This is a genomic window from Campylobacter sp. CFSAN093227 (genome assembly GCF_012897855.1).
Classification (GTDB): domain Bacteria; phylum Campylobacterota; class Campylobacteria; order Campylobacterales; family Campylobacteraceae; genus Campylobacter_D; species Campylobacter_D jejuni.
The window spans coordinates 654339-670042 of the sequence record NZ_CP040610.1 but is presented as its reverse complement, the minus strand read 5'-3'; the positions used below and the strand labels follow the sequence as shown (position 1 = coordinate 670042).

The 15704-nt window shown below is 29.7% G+C and carries 19 protein-coding genes; 13 read left to right on the top strand and 6 right to left on the bottom strand.

Annotated elements, in window-relative coordinates:
- Positions 1 to 39 precede the first annotated feature (39 nt).
- From FBF06_RS03610 to FBF06_RS03565, 13 genes are all read left to right on the top strand, one after another.
- On the top strand, positions 40 to 1260 hold the full coding sequence (locus tag FBF06_RS03610) for an argininosuccinate synthase (RefSeq protein WP_002867646.1): 1221 nt from the start codon (positions 40 to 42) through the stop codon (positions 1258 to 1260).
- Between the two features lie 12 nt (positions 1261 to 1272).
- A complete protein-coding gene (gene rplI / locus FBF06_RS03605; RefSeq protein ID WP_002859592.1) occupies positions 1273 to 1716 on the top strand; it encodes a 50S ribosomal protein L9 in 444 nt (147 codons plus the stop codon).
- Positions 1716 to 2258: an ATP-dependent protease subunit HslV gene (gene hslV / locus FBF06_RS03600; RefSeq protein WP_002781630.1), complete on the top strand. Its 543-nt coding sequence runs from the start codon at positions 1716 to 1718 to the stop codon at positions 2256 to 2258. The genes rplI and hslV overlap by 1 nt, the downstream gene beginning before the upstream one ends.
- Positions 2255 to 3574 carry an ATP-dependent protease ATPase subunit HslU gene (gene hslU, locus FBF06_RS03595; protein ID WP_002869809.1) on the top strand — a complete coding sequence of 440 codons (1320 nt, stop codon included), beginning with the start codon at positions 2255 to 2257 and terminating at the stop codon, positions 3572 to 3574. Before hslV ends, hslU begins: the two co-directional genes overlap by 4 nt.
- Positions 3571 to 4446 carry a GTPase Era gene (gene era / locus FBF06_RS03590; RefSeq protein WP_052777318.1) on the top strand — a complete coding sequence of 292 codons (876 nt, stop codon included), beginning with the start codon at positions 3571 to 3573 and terminating at the stop codon, positions 4444 to 4446. The genes hslU and era overlap by 4 nt, the downstream gene beginning before the upstream one ends.
- Positions 4433 to 5539 carry a hypothetical protein gene (locus FBF06_RS03585; RefSeq protein WP_079460371.1) on the top strand — a complete coding sequence of 369 codons (1107 nt, stop codon included), beginning with the start codon at positions 4433 to 4435 and terminating at the stop codon, positions 5537 to 5539. Before era ends, FBF06_RS03585 begins: the two co-directional genes overlap by 14 nt.
- Complete coding sequence (locus tag FBF06_RS03580; protein ID WP_002869806.1) at positions 5532 to 6080, top strand: hypothetical protein; 549 nt, start codon at positions 5532 to 5534, stop codon at positions 6078 to 6080. Before FBF06_RS03585 ends, FBF06_RS03580 begins: the two co-directional genes overlap by 8 nt.
- 127 nt (positions 6081 to 6207) lie before the next feature.
- Entirely contained in the window at positions 6208 to 6618 is a 411-nt protein-coding gene (locus tag FBF06_RS09715) for an amino acid transporter (protein WP_052777316.1), read from the top strand.
- A gap of 8 nt (positions 6619 to 6626) precedes the next feature.
- Positions 6627 to 6980 (top strand): amino acid transporter, encoded by a 354-nt coding sequence (locus FBF06_RS09710; protein WP_002865666.1) that lies wholly within the window; start codon positions 6627 to 6629, stop codon positions 6978 to 6980.
- A 38-nt stretch (positions 6981 to 7018) separates the two neighbouring features.
- Positions 7019 to 7333, top strand: a complete 315-nt coding sequence (locus tag FBF06_RS09705; protein ID WP_052795847.1) for an amino acid transporter — start codon at positions 7019 to 7021, stop codon at positions 7331 to 7333.
- Complete coding sequence (locus FBF06_RS09700) at positions 7276 to 7698, top strand: di-/tripeptide transporter (RefSeq protein WP_016818279.1); 423 nt, start codon at positions 7276 to 7278, stop codon at positions 7696 to 7698. The genes FBF06_RS09705 and FBF06_RS09700 overlap by 58 nt, the downstream gene beginning before the upstream one ends.
- A gap of 198 nt (positions 7699 to 7896) precedes the next feature.
- Entirely contained in the window at positions 7897 to 9450 is a 1554-nt protein-coding gene (locus tag FBF06_RS03570) for a peptide MFS transporter (protein WP_002867729.1), read from the top strand.
- Positions 9451 to 9465: 15 nt separating this feature from the next.
- Complete coding sequence (locus FBF06_RS03565; RefSeq protein ID WP_002868420.1) at positions 9466 to 11256, top strand: aminopeptidase P family protein; 1791 nt, start codon at positions 9466 to 9468, stop codon at positions 11254 to 11256.
- Between the two features lie 120 nt (positions 11257 to 11376).
- Here FBF06_RS03565 and mrdA read toward each other — a convergent pair whose 3' ends face one another.
- The 6 genes from mrdA to FBF06_RS03535 are packed head-to-tail and all read right to left on the bottom strand — an operon-like array spanning position 11377 to position 15704.
- A complete protein-coding gene (gene mrdA / locus FBF06_RS03560; protein WP_002859991.1) occupies positions 11377 to 13182 on the bottom strand; it encodes a penicillin-binding protein 2 in 1806 nt (601 codons plus the stop codon).
- The gene (locus FBF06_RS03555) at positions 13183 to 13677 is read right to left on the bottom strand and encodes a membrane protein (protein WP_002852364.1); all 495 of its coding nucleotides are present in this window, start codon (positions 13675 to 13677) and stop codon (positions 13183 to 13185) included. It abuts the gene before it with no gap.
- Positions 13674 to 14270 carry a ribosome biogenesis GTP-binding protein YihA/YsxC gene (yihA, locus tag FBF06_RS03550; protein WP_002867727.1) on the bottom strand — a complete coding sequence of 199 codons (597 nt, stop codon included), beginning with the start codon at positions 14268 to 14270 and terminating at the stop codon, positions 13674 to 13676. Before yihA ends, FBF06_RS03555 begins: the two co-directional genes overlap by 4 nt.
- Complete coding sequence (locus tag FBF06_RS03545; RefSeq protein ID WP_002852252.1) at positions 14267 to 14728, bottom strand: LptA/OstA family protein; 462 nt, start codon at positions 14726 to 14728, stop codon at positions 14267 to 14269. The genes yihA and FBF06_RS03545 overlap by 4 nt, the downstream gene beginning before the upstream one ends.
- Positions 14710 to 15225, bottom strand: coding sequence for a hypothetical protein (locus tag FBF06_RS03540; RefSeq protein WP_002859585.1), 516 nt, complete (start codon positions 15223 to 15225; stop codon positions 14710 to 14712). Before FBF06_RS03540 ends, FBF06_RS03545 begins: the two co-directional genes overlap by 19 nt.
- On the bottom strand, positions 15216 to 15704 hold the full coding sequence (locus FBF06_RS03535) for an HAD-IIIA family hydrolase (protein ID WP_002859584.1): 489 nt from the start codon (positions 15702 to 15704) through the stop codon (positions 15216 to 15218). Before FBF06_RS03535 ends, FBF06_RS03540 begins: the two co-directional genes overlap by 10 nt.

The window sequence follows — 15704 nt, the reverse complement described above, 5'->3', positions numbered from 1 at the left end:
TTTTACAATTTTCAAATCTATTTTAACAAAGGATATCTTATGAAAAATGAAGTAAAAAAAGTAGTTTTAGCGTATTCTGGGGGGCTTGATACGAGCATTATTTTAAAATGGCTTCAAGATGAGTATAATTGTGAAGTTGTAACTTTTACAGCAGATATTGGTCAAGGTGAAGAACTCGAACCTGCAAGAAAAAAAGCCCTTTCTTTAGGCATAAAAGAAGAAAATATTTTCATTAAAGATTTAAGAGATGAATTTGTTAAAGATTATGTATTTCCTATGTTTAGAGCCAATGCGATTTATGAAGGAGAATATCTTTTAGGAACAAGTATAGCAAGACCACTTATAGCAAAAACTCAAGCACAAATCGCCCTGCAAACAGGTGCTGATGCAGTAAGTCATGGTGCCACAGGTAAAGGAAATGATCAAGTGCGTTTTGAACTTGGCTATCTTGCTTTTAATCCCGATTTAAAAATCATCGCTCCATGGCGTGAGTGGGATTTAAACAGTCGCGAAAAGCTCCTTGCTTATGCACAAAAACACGGTATTGATATTTCTAAGAAAAAAGGAAAATCTCCTTATTCTATGGACGCAAATTTACTTCATATTTCTTACGAAGGACTTGTCTTAGAAGATCCTGCACACGCACCTGAAGAAGATATGTGGAGATGGAGTAAAAGCCCAAAAGATGCTCCAAATGAAAGTGAAATTATAGAACTTGATTTCCAAAAAGGAGATTTAGTAGCGATAAATGGAGAAAAACTAAGTCCTGCAGGACTTTTAACCAAACTTAACGAACTAGGCTGCAAACACGGTATAGGACGCCTTGATATAGTAGAAAATCGCTATGTAGGTATGAAAAGCCGTGGTTGTTACGAAACACCAGGTGGTACCATACTTTTAAAAGCACACAGAGCGCTTGAAAGCATCACGCTTGATAGAGAAGCAGCACACTTAAAAGATGAACTCATGCCAAAATACGCGAGTTTAATTTATAATGGCTATTGGTTCTCGCCTGAAAGAATGATGCTTCAAGCCTTAATCGATGAGTCTCAAATTCACGCCAATGGCAGAGTAAAACTCGAGCTTTATAAAGGCAATGTGATAGTTATAGGACGCGAAAGTTCGAACGATAGCTTGTTTAACGCAGCTTATTGTACTTTTGAAGAAGATGAAGTGTATAATCAAAAAGACGCAGCAGGCTTTATCAAGCTTAATGCTTTGCGTTTTATCATCGCAGGAAAAAATGGAAGAAAATTTTAATAAAGGAATAAAATGAAAGTATTATTAATCAAAGATGTAAAAGCACTTGGAAAAGCAGGAGAAATAAAAGAAGTAAAAGACGGCTACGGACAAAATTTCTTAATCGCTAAAGGCTTTGCTAAAGCAGCTACTAATGAAGTTTTAAGAAAATATGAAAGCGACAAGAAAAAAGAGGCTGAAAATTTACGCTTTGAAATCGTAAATTTAGAAAAACTCAAAGAAGAACTTAGCAAAATCACTCTTGAAATTTCAAAACCCGTAGGTGCAAATGGAAGTTTGTTTGGTGGCGTAACCAAAGATGAAATCGCTCACGCCCTAAAAGAACAAAGCCATATAGAAATCGATAAAAAAAGTTTGGAATGCGATACCTTAAAAAGCTTAGGAATCCACGAAGTAAGCGTAAAACTTGGACACGCAATCCATGCTAAATTTAACATAAATATAAAGGCAGAATAATGTTTCACGCAACAACGATTTTAGCTTACAAAGGTAAAAATAAATCCGTAATTGGCGGAGATGGACAAGTAAGCTTTGGAAATACGGTGCTAAAAGGCAATGCTGTAAAGATTAGAAAACTCAACAATGGCAAAGTTTTAGCAGGTTTTGCAGGATCAACAGCTGATGCTTTTAATCTTTTTGATATGTTTGAAAATCTCCTTCAAAGTTCTAAAGGCGATCTTTTAAAAGCAGCGATTGACTTTTCTAAAGAATGGAGAAAAGACAAATACCTAAGAAAACTTGAAGCCATGATGCTCGTACTTGATAGAAATCACATTTTTCTACTTTCTGGTACAGGCGATGTGGTCGAACCTGAAGATGGGCAAATCGCAGCTATAGGAAGTGGTGGAAACTATGCACTTTCAGCTGCTAGAGCCTTAGCAAAACATACCGATTTAGATGAAGAAGAACTTGTAAAATCAAGCCTTCAAATCGCAGGTGAAATTTGCATTTATACCAATACCAATATCAAAACTTATGTAATCGAGGATGAGAAATGAATCTAACTCCAAAAGAAATCGTTAAATTTTTAGATGATTATGTTATAGGACAAAAAAAAGCTAAAAAAATCATAGCTATAGCTTTAAGAAATCGCTACCGCAGAATGCAACTTAGCCCTGAGTTGCAAGATGATATAGTGCCAAAAAATATCTTGATGATAGGTTCTACAGGTGTAGGAAAAACAGAAATCGCTAGGCGTTTAGCTAAAATGATGGGCTTTCCTTTCATCAAAATCGAGGCGAGTAAATATACTGAAGTAGGTTTTGTAGGTCGTGATGTAGAAAGCATGGTAAGAGATCTTGCCAATGCAGCTTTAAATTTGGTAAAAAATGAGCAAAGAGAAAAAAACAAAGATAAAATCGATGAATTTATAGAAAATAAAATTTTAGAAAAACTTTTGCCACCTTTACCAAAGGGTATCAGCGATGAAAAACAAGAAGAATATAAAAACAGTCTTGAAAAAATGAGAACTAAACTAAGAAATGGCGATCTTGATGAAAGCACCATAGAGATAGAAATTTCACAAAATATGTTCGATACCAATCCTAACCTACCTCCTGAAATGGGTGCAATGCAAGATATAGTTAAGGTTATAGGCGTTGGCAGTAAAAAAGTCAAAAAAGAAATGAAAATCAAAGACGCTAAAAATGCTTTAAAAAATGAAGCAGGAGAAAAAATCCTAGACCAAGAAAGCATCAAAAGCGAAGCCTTAAAAAGAGCGGAAAATGAAGGTATTATTTTTATTGATGAAATCGATAAAATCGCTGTTTCAAGCGGAAATTCAAACCGCCAAGATCCAAGTAAAGAAGGGGTGCAAAGAGACTTACTTCCTATAGTCGAGGGATCAAATGTACAAACAAAAATAGGTACTTTAAAAACCGATCATATTCTTTTTATCGCTGCAGGGGCTTTTCACCTTAGCAAACCAAGTGATCTTATCCCTGAACTGCAAGGACGCTTTCCTTTAAGAGTGGAATTAGATAGTCTTGATGATAAAGCTCTTTATGAAATTTTAACACGCCCTAAAAATTCACTTTTAAAACAATACTCTCAGCTTTTAAAAACTGAAAATTTAGAACTTGAATTTAATGATGAAGCTATTAAAGAAATAGCAAAAATAGCTTCAAGAGCCAATGAAGAAATGCAAGATATAGGTGCTAGACGCTTACATACTGTAATAGAAAAATTACTTGAAGATCTAAGCTTTGAAGCTGATGAGTATGCGGGTAAAAAATTCGTAGTGGATAAAAAAATGGTAGAAGAAAAACTCGGAGATATTATAGAAAATAAAGATCTTGCAAGGTATATTTTGTGAAAAGTGGCTTTGTTAGTATCATAGGGCGTACTAATGCAGGAAAAAGTACTTTAATCAATTCCTTATTAGAAGAAAAAATCGCCCTAGTTTCTCACAAACAAAACGCCACAAGGCGTAAAATCAAAGCCATAGTGATGCATGAAAAAAATCAAATCATTTTCATCGATACCCCAGGACTTCACGAAAGCGGTGCTACGCTTAATCAACTGCTTGTCCAAAGTGCTATTAAATCCATGGGAGATTGTGATGTGATTTTATTTGTGGCAAGTGTTTTTGATAGTACAAAAGACTATGAAAATTTCCTTAGTCTAAACCCACAAGCACCACATATCATCGCTTTAAATAAAGTAGATTTAACCGACAATGCTACGCTTTTAAAAAAACTTAGCGAATATGCAAAATTTAGCCAACATTTTAAGGCTATCATTCCTTATTCTTCTAAGAAAAAAAGCTATAAAAAAGGCTTGTTAGATGAGATAGTAAAATACCTTGATGAACATGAGTATTTTTATGATCCTGAATTTTTAAGTGCGAGTAGCGAAAAAGAACTTTATAGAGATTTCATACTTGAAAGTATTTATGAAAATTTAAGCGATGAGCTTCCTTATAGTAGTGAAGTGCTTATCAATCGCACCAAAGACACACCTAATCTTTTAATCCTAGAAGCCAATATCATCACAGATACAAACTCTCACAAGGGTATGCTTATAGGAAAAGAAGGGGCAACTTTAAAAAAAATAGGCAAAGATGCACGCTTTAAAATTTCAAAACTTGCACAAAAAAAAGTACTTTTAAAGCTTTTCGTAACAGTGAAAAAAAACTGGCAAAAAGATGAAGAATTTTTAAAAAAACTTTTAAATGATGAAAATTAATTCATTAAATAAAATAAATTTTATAAAATCTACAGATTTGCTTTATGCTCAAAGAACAGGAATATCCAAAGAAGACGAACTTTTTAACAATTTAACCGCAGATTTTAAGCTAAGCAAACCCTTTGACTATCAAATAGCTTTTTTTAAACATAATGAAATTTATCATTGTTTTTTAGCGCCTGTTTACAAATTGAAAAAAAGTCGTTTTTGCTTTCCTGAGCCTTTAATTTTTCAAGCTTTGTTTGATGAAAGATTTATTGAGGAAAGTGATTATTGTGTTTTAAATTTATATGATCAAACTTTATATTTATATTTTTACCAAGAAGGAAAATTTATCAATCTTAAAAAAATCGAAAATTTCAATCCAGGTAATATGGATTTATTTTTTAAACAAAATCGATTTACAGAACTTTTAAAACACTATGAAAGCAAATTGCTACTTTATCAGGATTTGAATACAATCAAACATTACTTCTCATCTCAAATAAAATGTTTAAATCTAAATGATATTCTTGATAAAAATAGTTTATTGAAATTAAGTTCATATAGTATAAAAAATCTAGATCAAAATTGTAATTTTATCAAGCATAATAAAATAAAAATATCTATTTCTTTTAAAATTATATTAATATTTATTTTTAGCTTTAGTCTTAGCATGATGATTTTATTATTTAAAGATTTTATAGAGTACAAACAAAATAAGGAAATTCAAAATAAAAATTTTATCATACAAGAAGAAATTTCTAAACTAAAACAAGATAAGCAAAAATTATTAACAAACATACAAGATTTAAACTTTACTCTTTCCAATAAAATATCATCTACACAACAACAATTTCATATTTTATCCACCATAACAAAAGAAATCAATTTAGATAAAAATAAGGCAATCATTCTAAATCAAATCATATCATGGCTTAATTCCAATGAACTTAAAATCACAAATCTTGAATTTGAACAAACAAAAATCATTCTTTCTTTTATCGATGAAAACCACTTTAAAAGAGCATTAGAAAATCTAAATTCTACTTTTAAATTCCTTGATAAAAATGAAGAAACATTGAATATCATATTAGAAGTCATACATGAATAAAATAGAAGTATTTTTGCAAAATTTAAATCCTAGGGAAAAATTTCTTTTTATTTCTTTTATCTGCCTTTGTGCTTTGTTTTTAGCTTTTAAAATTCACGATCGCTTTTTGGAAGATATTTTTCAAAAAACATTAGTAGAACATAATTACCTTGCATTAAATGAAGCAAAAATAGAAAATTCACATCTTAAAGAAATAGAGACAAAGCTAACAAAACAGATAAAAACAGAGGAAGAAAAATTAAAATACTATAAAGAAAAATTGCATTTATTTTCTTATGATAAAGATTTTTTCAATAAAAAAATCAATAATTTATCCAAAAATTTAACCATTAATGAAATAAAATTTTCCCAAGAAAACAAAAATTTTATCCACTATAATTATGTTTCTCTAAGTTTAAATGGCAACTTTAAAGACTTACTCAATTTTATACAAAATTTAGAAAATCTTCCTATAGCTTTAAAAATTGATAAAATAAAACTATACAATACACAGGGTTTAAAATTAAAGCTTGATTTAATGTTCAAATTTGTTAATTTATAATAATATTAAAATATTATATTTTTAAATATTATTATAAAAAAAAATATTTAAAAATATTGTAATTTAATTATTTTTCTATTACTATTAGTTAAAATATTTTAAGCATAAAAAAGAAAGGTATTGGGAAGTGACTAAACAAGAAATACAAAAACTCGATACAAATTTACTAGGTCATCCCAAGCCTTTATTCTCTCTATCAATGGTAGAACTTTGGGAAAGATTTGCTTTTTATGGCATACGATCTTTACTTGTGCTTTTCATGACAACAACCATAAGCAAAGGTGGACTTGGAATAAGCACTGAATACGCCTCGGCAATTTATGGCATTTTTGCAGGATGCTTGTATTTAGCAGCACTTCCTGGAGGCTGGATTACTGATAATTATTTAGGGCAAAAAAAGGCTTTATTTTTAGGTTCTTTTATTATAGCTTTAGGACATATTAGCATAGCCTTATCTATTTTAAGCACACCTATATTTTTCCTAGGACTTCTTTTATCGTTATTGGTGCTGGATTTTTTAAAACTAGCGCTTCTGTAACAGCTGGAATGTTGTATAAACAAAATGATACAAGATGCGATACTGGCTATACGATTTTTTATATAGGAATTAACATTGGAGCATTCATTGCTCCTCTTATATGTGGTTTTGTTCAAGCAAAATGGAATTATCATTTAGGATTTGTCATAGGAGGTTTAGGTATGCTAATCTCTTTGCTTATTTTATATTTTAAAGCTGCCCTTGAGCTTGAAGAATTTCATAAAAATTGTACCTTAAAGCAAAACTGGGAACAACCATTTAAAAAAGTAAAAAATTTAACTCTTATACTAAGTATAAGCTTGTTAAGTATTATTGGATTTTTTCTAATGTTTATTAATCTTGTAAATATTAATCCCATATAATACTATCAAAAAAACTTCTAATTGTAATTTTACTATGTTTGGTAATTTATTTCATATATCTTTTTGTTTTTAAAGCTTTAAATAAAAGAGAAAAACAGCAATTAACAATTTTAATTGTTTTATTCTTTGCAGCCACTTTTTTTTGGAGTGCTTTTAAACAAAAACCTACTGCTTATAATCTTTTTGCGCAAGATTTTACAAATAGAAATATTTTTGATTGGAAAATTCCAACAAACTGGTTTCAATCTTTTAATCCAATTTTTATCATCATACTTGCTCCTATAGCAAGTTATATTTGGATATTTTTAGAGAAAAAAATATATATTTTTCTTCCATTGGAAAATTTACTTTAGGAATATTATTTGCCGGTATTGGTTTTATGATGATGACCTTTGCTTCACAAAATCTAATAAACAACAATGGTTTGCCAATATCCATGGCTTGGATTATCATAAGTATATTCTTTTTAACACTTGGGGAATTATGCGTGTCTCCTATTGGACTCTCTATAATGGCTAAGGTTGCCCCTGATTTAATCAAAAATCAAATCATGGGACTTTGGTTTGTAGCAAGTGCGCTTGGAAATTTTGTTGCAGGACTTATAGGAGGAAATGTCAATATTAAAAACATCGATCAACTTCCTAATATTTTTGGACAATGCATGTGGATGCTTTTTGTTGTAGCACTTTTGCTTTTTATTGCTAAAAAACCATCTTAACAAAAAAATAAGCAATTATCTAACTAAACTTAAAATACAAAATACACCAAAGTTGAAAATTGATCTTAATATTTCTTTTTTTTATATTTGCAAAAAAGTAACATTATGATATAAATCATTTAAAAATATTACAAAGTTATACATATTTTTTAATTTCTTGTCTATAATTTATAAATAAAAATACACAAAGGATATAAATTGAGTAAAAATGTAAAAAATTTAGATACTTCATTTTTTGGACATCCAAAACCACTTTTATCTCTTTCACTTACTGAGCTTTGGGAAAGATTTTCTTTTTACGGAATTCGTCCCTTGCTTTACCTTTTTATGATAGCAAGTTTTGAAAAAAGTGGAATGAACTTAAAACCTGAAGAAGCAAGTGCAATTATGGGAATTTTTGCAAGTTGTTTATATCTTGCTGCTTTGCCAGGTGGATGGCTTGCGGACAATTACTTAGGACAAAAAAGAGCAATTTTACTAGGTGCTTTAACTATAGCATTTGGACATTTGTGCATAGCCTTTTCTTATTTTAACAATAAAATGATTTTTGTTGGTATGGTTTTTTTGGTTATAGGTACAGGACTTTTTAAAACTTGTGCTTCTGTAATGGTTGGAATGCTTTATAAAAAAAATGATGCAAGGCGTGACTCTGGTTTTACTCTTTTTTATATGTGCTTTAATTTTGGTGCTTTTGTAGCTCCTTTAATTTGCGGCTTTTTACAAAAAGAATACGGATGGCACTTTGGTTTTGGTGCAGGTGGGATTGGTATGCTTTTAGCGGTAATTATTTTCTACCTAAAAACTATGCCTGATTTAAAAGAATTTGATGAAAAAGTTGGCATAGACTCTACTTGGGATAGACCAAGCAAAAAAAGCAAAAACGCATTTTACATCATCATTGTATCAGGTATTGTTTTGCTTGGAGCAATATTTTTAATCCTTGGTGGTTTTATAAAATTAGATGCACAAGTTATTAATAAAAATATTATTCTAACTATCTTAGCTTGTGCTGGAATTTATTTTTTATATCTTTTCGCTTTTACTTCTTTAAAAATAGAAGAAAAAAGAAATTTAATTATTTTTATTGTTTTATTTTTAGCGGCTGCGTTATTTTGGTCAGTATATGAGCAACAATATACTTCTTTTAATTTTTTTGCAGAAAAATTAACAGATAAAACCATATTAAATTATGAAATTCCTACAATATGGTTTCAATCTCTTGGAGGTTTATTTGTTATACTTTTTGCACCTTTTAGTGCTTTTATATGGACTATATGTGCCAAAAATAATAAAGAAATTTCATCTATTATTAAATTTGCATTAGGACTTTTGGGTGCAGCTTTGGCATTTTTAATAATGGCTTTAGCTTCAAATCATGCAATTAGTTTAAATGGCGATGCTAATACATTAAGAGAAAATTTAGAAAATTCATCACAAATTATTTTAGTTTCACCTTGGTGGCTTGTCAGTAGCTTTTTGCTTATGGTTTTAGGAGAGCTTTGCCTTTCCCCTGTGGGACTTTCTATAATGACAAAAATTGCACCTAATTTAATTAAATCTCAAGTCATGGGACTTTGGTTTGTAGCAAGTGCATTAGGTAATGCTTTAGCTGGATTCATAGGTGGTAAAGCAAGTGAAGAAAATATAGCTTATTTGCCAAATTTATTTTACCAATGTATGTGGATATTACTTGGTGCTGTTATAATTTTACTTATACTCAAAAAACCTATCAATAAAATACTAAAAAATTAATATTAAGGAGAAAATATGAGTATTTACAAACAAAGAGTATTAGAACTTAGAAGATTAATGAAAGAAAATAATATTGACGCCTATCTCATCTTAAGCGCGGATCCGCATTTGAGCGAATATTTACCAGAATATTACAAAAACAGAGTCTTTATCAGTGGCTTTAAGGGTTCTGTTGGAACAGTTCTTATCACACAAGAAGAGGGCTTTTTGTGGGTAGATGGAAGATATTGGCTTCAAGCACAAAAGGAATTAGAAGGTAGTGGCATACTTTTACAAAAGCAAGATGCTAAAAATACTTTTACCAAATGGTTGGAAAAAAATTTAAGCGAAGATCAAATTTTAGGCATCGATTTTGCACTTTTACCTTTATCTTTGCAAAAAGATTTAAAGATTAATTGCAAGGCAAATTTAAAACATATAGATTTGATAAGTCCGCTTTGGAAAGATCGTCCCACTTTACCACAAGAAAAAATTTATGAACACGAACTAGAATACTGCTCTTACTCAAGAAAAGAAAAATTAGCATTAGTGCGTCAAAAAATGAAAAATTTAAATGTTACCTCTCATTTAATCTCCAGCCTTGATGATATAGCTTGGCTTACAAATTTAAGAGGGAATGATGTAAATTATAATCCTGTATTTTTAAGTCATTTGCTAATCTTGGAAGACAAAGCCTTGCTTTTTGTTGATCAGAAAAAAGTAAATTCAGAACTTGAAAAAAAATTAAATTTAGATGGGTTTTGGCTTAAAAATTATGATGAAATCATCATGGAGCTTGAAAAACTTGCAAATACAAATTTGCTTATTGAACCTTCAAAAATGACCGCTTTACTCATAAATTCTTTAGATAAAAGCGTAAAAATCATTCAAGAAATTAATCCAAGCACTCACTTAAAAGCAGCTAAAAATACAAAAGAAATAGCGCATATACAAGATGCTATGATAGAAGATGGAGTGGCTTTATGTAAATTTTTTGCCTGGCTTGAAGAAGCGATAGAAAATAAAGAACTAATAAGCGAATTAGATATAGATGTTAAAGCAAGCGAATTTAGAGCACAAAGCAAGTACTACATAAGTGATAGTTTTGCCACTATAGCAGGCTTTAACGAAAATGCAGCATATCCACATTATAAAGCCACAAAAGAGAGTTTTGCTTATCTTAAAAAAGATGGGCTTTTACTTATTGATTCTGGTGGACAATATAAAAACGGCACAACAGATATTACACGCGTTGTACCAATAGGAAAGGCTAATGCAGAACAAATTCATGACTATACCTTGGTTTTAAAAGCACATATTGCCATTTCCAGTGCAATTTTTCCAAAAGATATAGCTATGCCCTTACTTGATGCAATCACACGCGCACCTTTATGGAAAGAACAAATTGACTATATACACGGCACAGGACATGGCGTGGGATATTTTTTAAATGTCCATGAAGGTCCACAAGTTTTATCTTATCTATCCCCTGTGCTTGAAAAAACAAAAGCCAAAGAAGGTATGCTAACCTCCATAGAGCCAGGTATTTATAAAGTAGGTAAATGGGGTATAAGACTTGAAAATTTAGTTATTCATACCAAAGTAGAAAATCCTAAAAATAAAGATTTTGGAGAGTTTTTATACTTTAAACCTGTTACTCTTTGTCCTTTTGAAATATCTTGTATTGATACAAAAATGTTAGATGAAAAAGAAAAAGAATGGTTAAACAATTATCACAAAGAAGTATTTGAAAAACTTTCTCCTAAGCTAGGTGATTATCCAAAAGCTCTAGTTTGGCTTGAAAAAAGAACAAAAGCCATCTTTTAAGATACTTTTGTTAACATAGATAAATTTTCCTTGTATTAAACTTATAATTTGTTTAATACAAGATTTTTAAACCAATTGCTAAAAAAATTTTTTTTGAAAAACTCAATTTACAACTAAAAATTATTTAAAATATCCAAGTTCAATCATTTTTTGATAAATTTTAGCTACAGTTGCCCCTGAAGTAATATTTCTCCCACCATGTTCCAAAAGAACGGTAACTACATATTTTGGCTTAGAATAAGGAGCATAAGAAGTAAGCCACGCATGAGATCTAGTATAATACTCAAATTGTTTTTCATCAACTCTATTTTTATCTGTTTGTGAAAATCCCACAACCTGAGCAGTTCCTGTTTTTGCTGCAACTTTCACATCAAGATTATGCAAATAACGATAAGAGGTTCCTCCTTGCTCATTAGCAACAGCATACATTGCATCTCTTATATAAGGCAATTGACTCTTTTCAAATAAAGTAAAAATTTCTTTTTTATTTTCATCCATTTGATTTTCTATAGTTGTATTATTATTTTCTATGCTTTTTAAAAAATGAGGTATAACCTCTCCACCTTTTGCGATTTGAGCCGTATATCTAGCAATTTGCATAGGTGTTGCAAGAAAATTACCTTGACCTATAGCTGTATTTAAAGTATCACCTTGAAACCAAGATTGTCTATATCTTTGCATCTTCCATTCTTTGCTTGGTAAAGTTCCTACAAATTCACTAGGTAAATCTACCCCTGTTTTCGCTCCAAAGCCAATGCGAGATAAAGTTTCACTTATTTGATCGATTCCAACTTGCAAACTGCCATTATAAAAATAAACATCACAACTATATTTTATCGCATGTTTTAAATCCACAGGTCCATGGCCTGATCGATTCCAACATCTAAAAAACCTGCCTCCAAGCTCAATGCTTCCATTGCAAACATATTGAGTCGACGGGCTAATATTTTTAGAATTTAAAAAAGAAAGCCCTACTCCCATTTTTACAACAGAACCTGGAGGATAATATCCATTTATAAGTTTATTTGTAAAAGGATGATCAAGACTATTTGAAAGCTCATCCCAATCCTTAAAAGAAATCCCTGTTACAAAAGGATTAAGATCATATTCAGGGAAACTCCCTGCAGCTAAAATAGATCCATCATTTACATTCATAATTATAGCAGCTCCAGCATTCCCTTCAAACAATGAAGTTAAATAAGACTGAAGCTCTATATCTATCGTAAGTTCTATATCATTAGACATAGCAGGAGTGTAAGAAAGCTGTTCTACTTCTTGATTTAAGGCATTAACCTTATAAACCCTAGTTCCTTTTTCTCCTTGTAAAATATCATTATAATAGCGTTCTATACCGCTTTTTCCCGTATAGTTAGAAAGTTTTGCTATTTCATTTTCTTGAACATCTTGCAAATTTGCCTTACCTACATACCCAATAATATGCGAAGCCAATTTTCCAAAAGGATATTTTCTTTTTACAACAGGATCTATTTTTATTGTTTTATTAAGATTTAACTCTGAATAATGCGGAATAATCTCATCGTAGGGTATAAAATCTACAACTTTAATAAAATCTTGATTATAGTAAGAATCATTTCTCTTATAAATTTCTGCTAATTTACTAGCATTTAAATCAGGAAATAAATTTGTAAGTTCAGATAATTCTTTATCTAAAATTCCTTTATTTGACTTTTTAATACTTAAATAAGGTTTAATAGAAATACTAAAACCCAAATCATTAATAGCCAATAAAGTTCCATTTCTATCTGTAATTTGACCCCTAACAGGTGGTAAAAATTCAGTTTTTATGGCATTTTGTTTAGCAAGCTCTTCATAATATACATTTGATTTTATACTCAAATAATACACACGACTTAATAAAAATATAAAAAACAATAGTATAAATCCAACAACTAGACGCATTCTCATTTAAATTTTACCTTTAAAAAACACATAAGCTAAACAACATTCTATAAAAACTGAAACAATATACGCCCATCCTAAAATTTTAATTTTTTCATCTCCAATATAAGACAATATCATATCCAAAAACAAAATAATGCCGTAAGCACAAAGCACAAAAACAACAGGGATAAATTTACCAATTTTTAAATTTGTCTTAATCCAATCTGCACAAAGATAATAAAAAATAAAAAATGCCAACCAAGATGAAAAAATAAAAAAATTATAAGTTATATCAGTAAAAAATAAAAAAAATAAAGAAAAATACCATCTAAAATCAAGCTTTGAAAAAGTTCTTTCTCTCTCTTCTAGTAAGCAAAACATATAACAGAAAAAAATCCCATAAAGTAACGGGGTATATACAAAAGTCGAACCAAGAATCTGATAAATTAGAAAAAAAAATCCTAAAAAGACATAAGCTCCATTAAATTTTGCTTTATAAGCACTTAAATTTCTTCTCATTTATCAAGACCTAAAGTTTGATTGATAATAATATCTTCTAAAGAATCAAGGCCAAATTTATTCAAATTTGAAACTAAAATAGAGTCTTTAAATTCATTTTTTAACTTAGCTTTTTCACTTTGATTTAATTTATCGCATTTGGTAAAAACTTTTAAAATTTTTTGATCAGGTCGTAAAAATCTTTTCAAATAGTCATTTAAATTTACATCGATCTCTAAATGAGTATGTCTTGAGTCGATTAAATGTATAAATAACTTTATCGAGGTTCTTAATTTTAAAAATTCATCTAAGTTTTGATTCCATATTTCTTTTAAATTTTTAGAAACCTTTGCATAACCAAACCCTGGCAAATCGATAAAATTGATATTAAATTTTTCTTCATTTCTTTTGCAAATTACTTCGAAAAAATTTATAAGCTGAGTTTTTCCAGGAGTTGCCGAACTTTTGGCTAAATTTTTTTGTTTACACAAAGAATTGATTAAAGAACTTTTTCCGACATTAGAACGCCCCAAAAATGCTACTTCACTAAAATTTGAGCTCAAATTCTCATCAAATTTCACTAAAGAAGTGATAAATTTAGCACTAATTATCATTTGTCTTTAAGGTCAAATACAAAACGAGCAGGTTTTTGATCCTTGCTCTCTACTCGATAAATATTAGCTTTTCTATCGACTATTATTTTATCACCAAAAAGTTTTTGATTGCTTCCAAGCTCATTTATATAAGCATGACCATTAATCTCGTAAGTATCTTTAATAACATTATAAATAAATTTATCTCCACTACCTTTATAAGTTTTACCTTTTAAAACAATCTTAAACCTAGCATTTTGCATTGCTTCATAACGAATAGGTTTGCGATTTTTATCCGTATAAATAATCAATTTTTCAGAATTTAAAATATCATCACCCCTAATTACTTCTACATTTCCACTAAGAATACTTTCACCCTTATTTTCATCTGAGTAAAAATTTAAAGCTTTTACTTCAATTTGAGTTGCCCAAGTTACACTTACACAAACTAACAATAAAATTATTTGTCTTGCAACCACGCGTTTACTCCTTGGATATTTAAAATTTTGTTTTTTACATCATAGTTTAAAGTATTTCCGTTAATAATACTTCCATTGATCAGAGCTTTAAAATTAGTATTTGTGTGTAAAATTTTATCCTTAGGTTGGTATTCTACCTCTTGAGAAATAATTTTGACATTATTAGAACCTATATAAGTAACATTTCCTTCAAACAAAACCTTGCTCATATCTTTATTGAAAAACTCTAAACGATTCGCGCTAAGATTAAAATCTAAATTTAAAGTAATAAAATCATTAAATTCATCTCTATCTGCATATCTCACCCAAGAATTTGCCTTATAATATGCCTTAATTGTACTAGCATTACTCTCATAAGCTTTCAAATTTTTAGCCTCAATATTTTTAAAATTTAAAGCATTAGTTTGCAAATTTAAAGAATACGGATCTTGCAAACTTAAAATCGTAAAAGTAATTGTAAAAAGAGCAATTAAAATTCCAAAAATTTTTATAGCCAAAGCTTATTCCATTCTTCTTCTAGATGATTTTTTTCTACTAAAATTTCTATCATCTGTGCTACAGCAGCCTTACCACCTTTTTTGCTAAGCATTATGTCTACATTTAAATCTTTATGACCATCTTTTGGCTTAAAACTAAGTCCTACACTTTCAAGCAAAGCCTTATCGTTAAAATAATCCCCAATAGCCGCACACTGAGAAAAATCTAAATTAAGTTTTTGTAAAATTTCTTTTGCGCAAGCTAACTTATCCTTAATACCTTGATATAAAATTTCTATTTTTAAATCTTTAGCTCTTTTTTCAACACAAGGACAATTTCTACCTGTAATAATAGCAATTTTTTTACCAAGCTTTAGCCAAGCCTCGATAGCCGCTCCATCTTTTACATCAAATTCTTTAATAAATTCTCCATTAGAAGTATAAATAATTTTTCCATCAGTTAAACAGCCATCTACATCCAAAAAAATCAATTCTGTCAT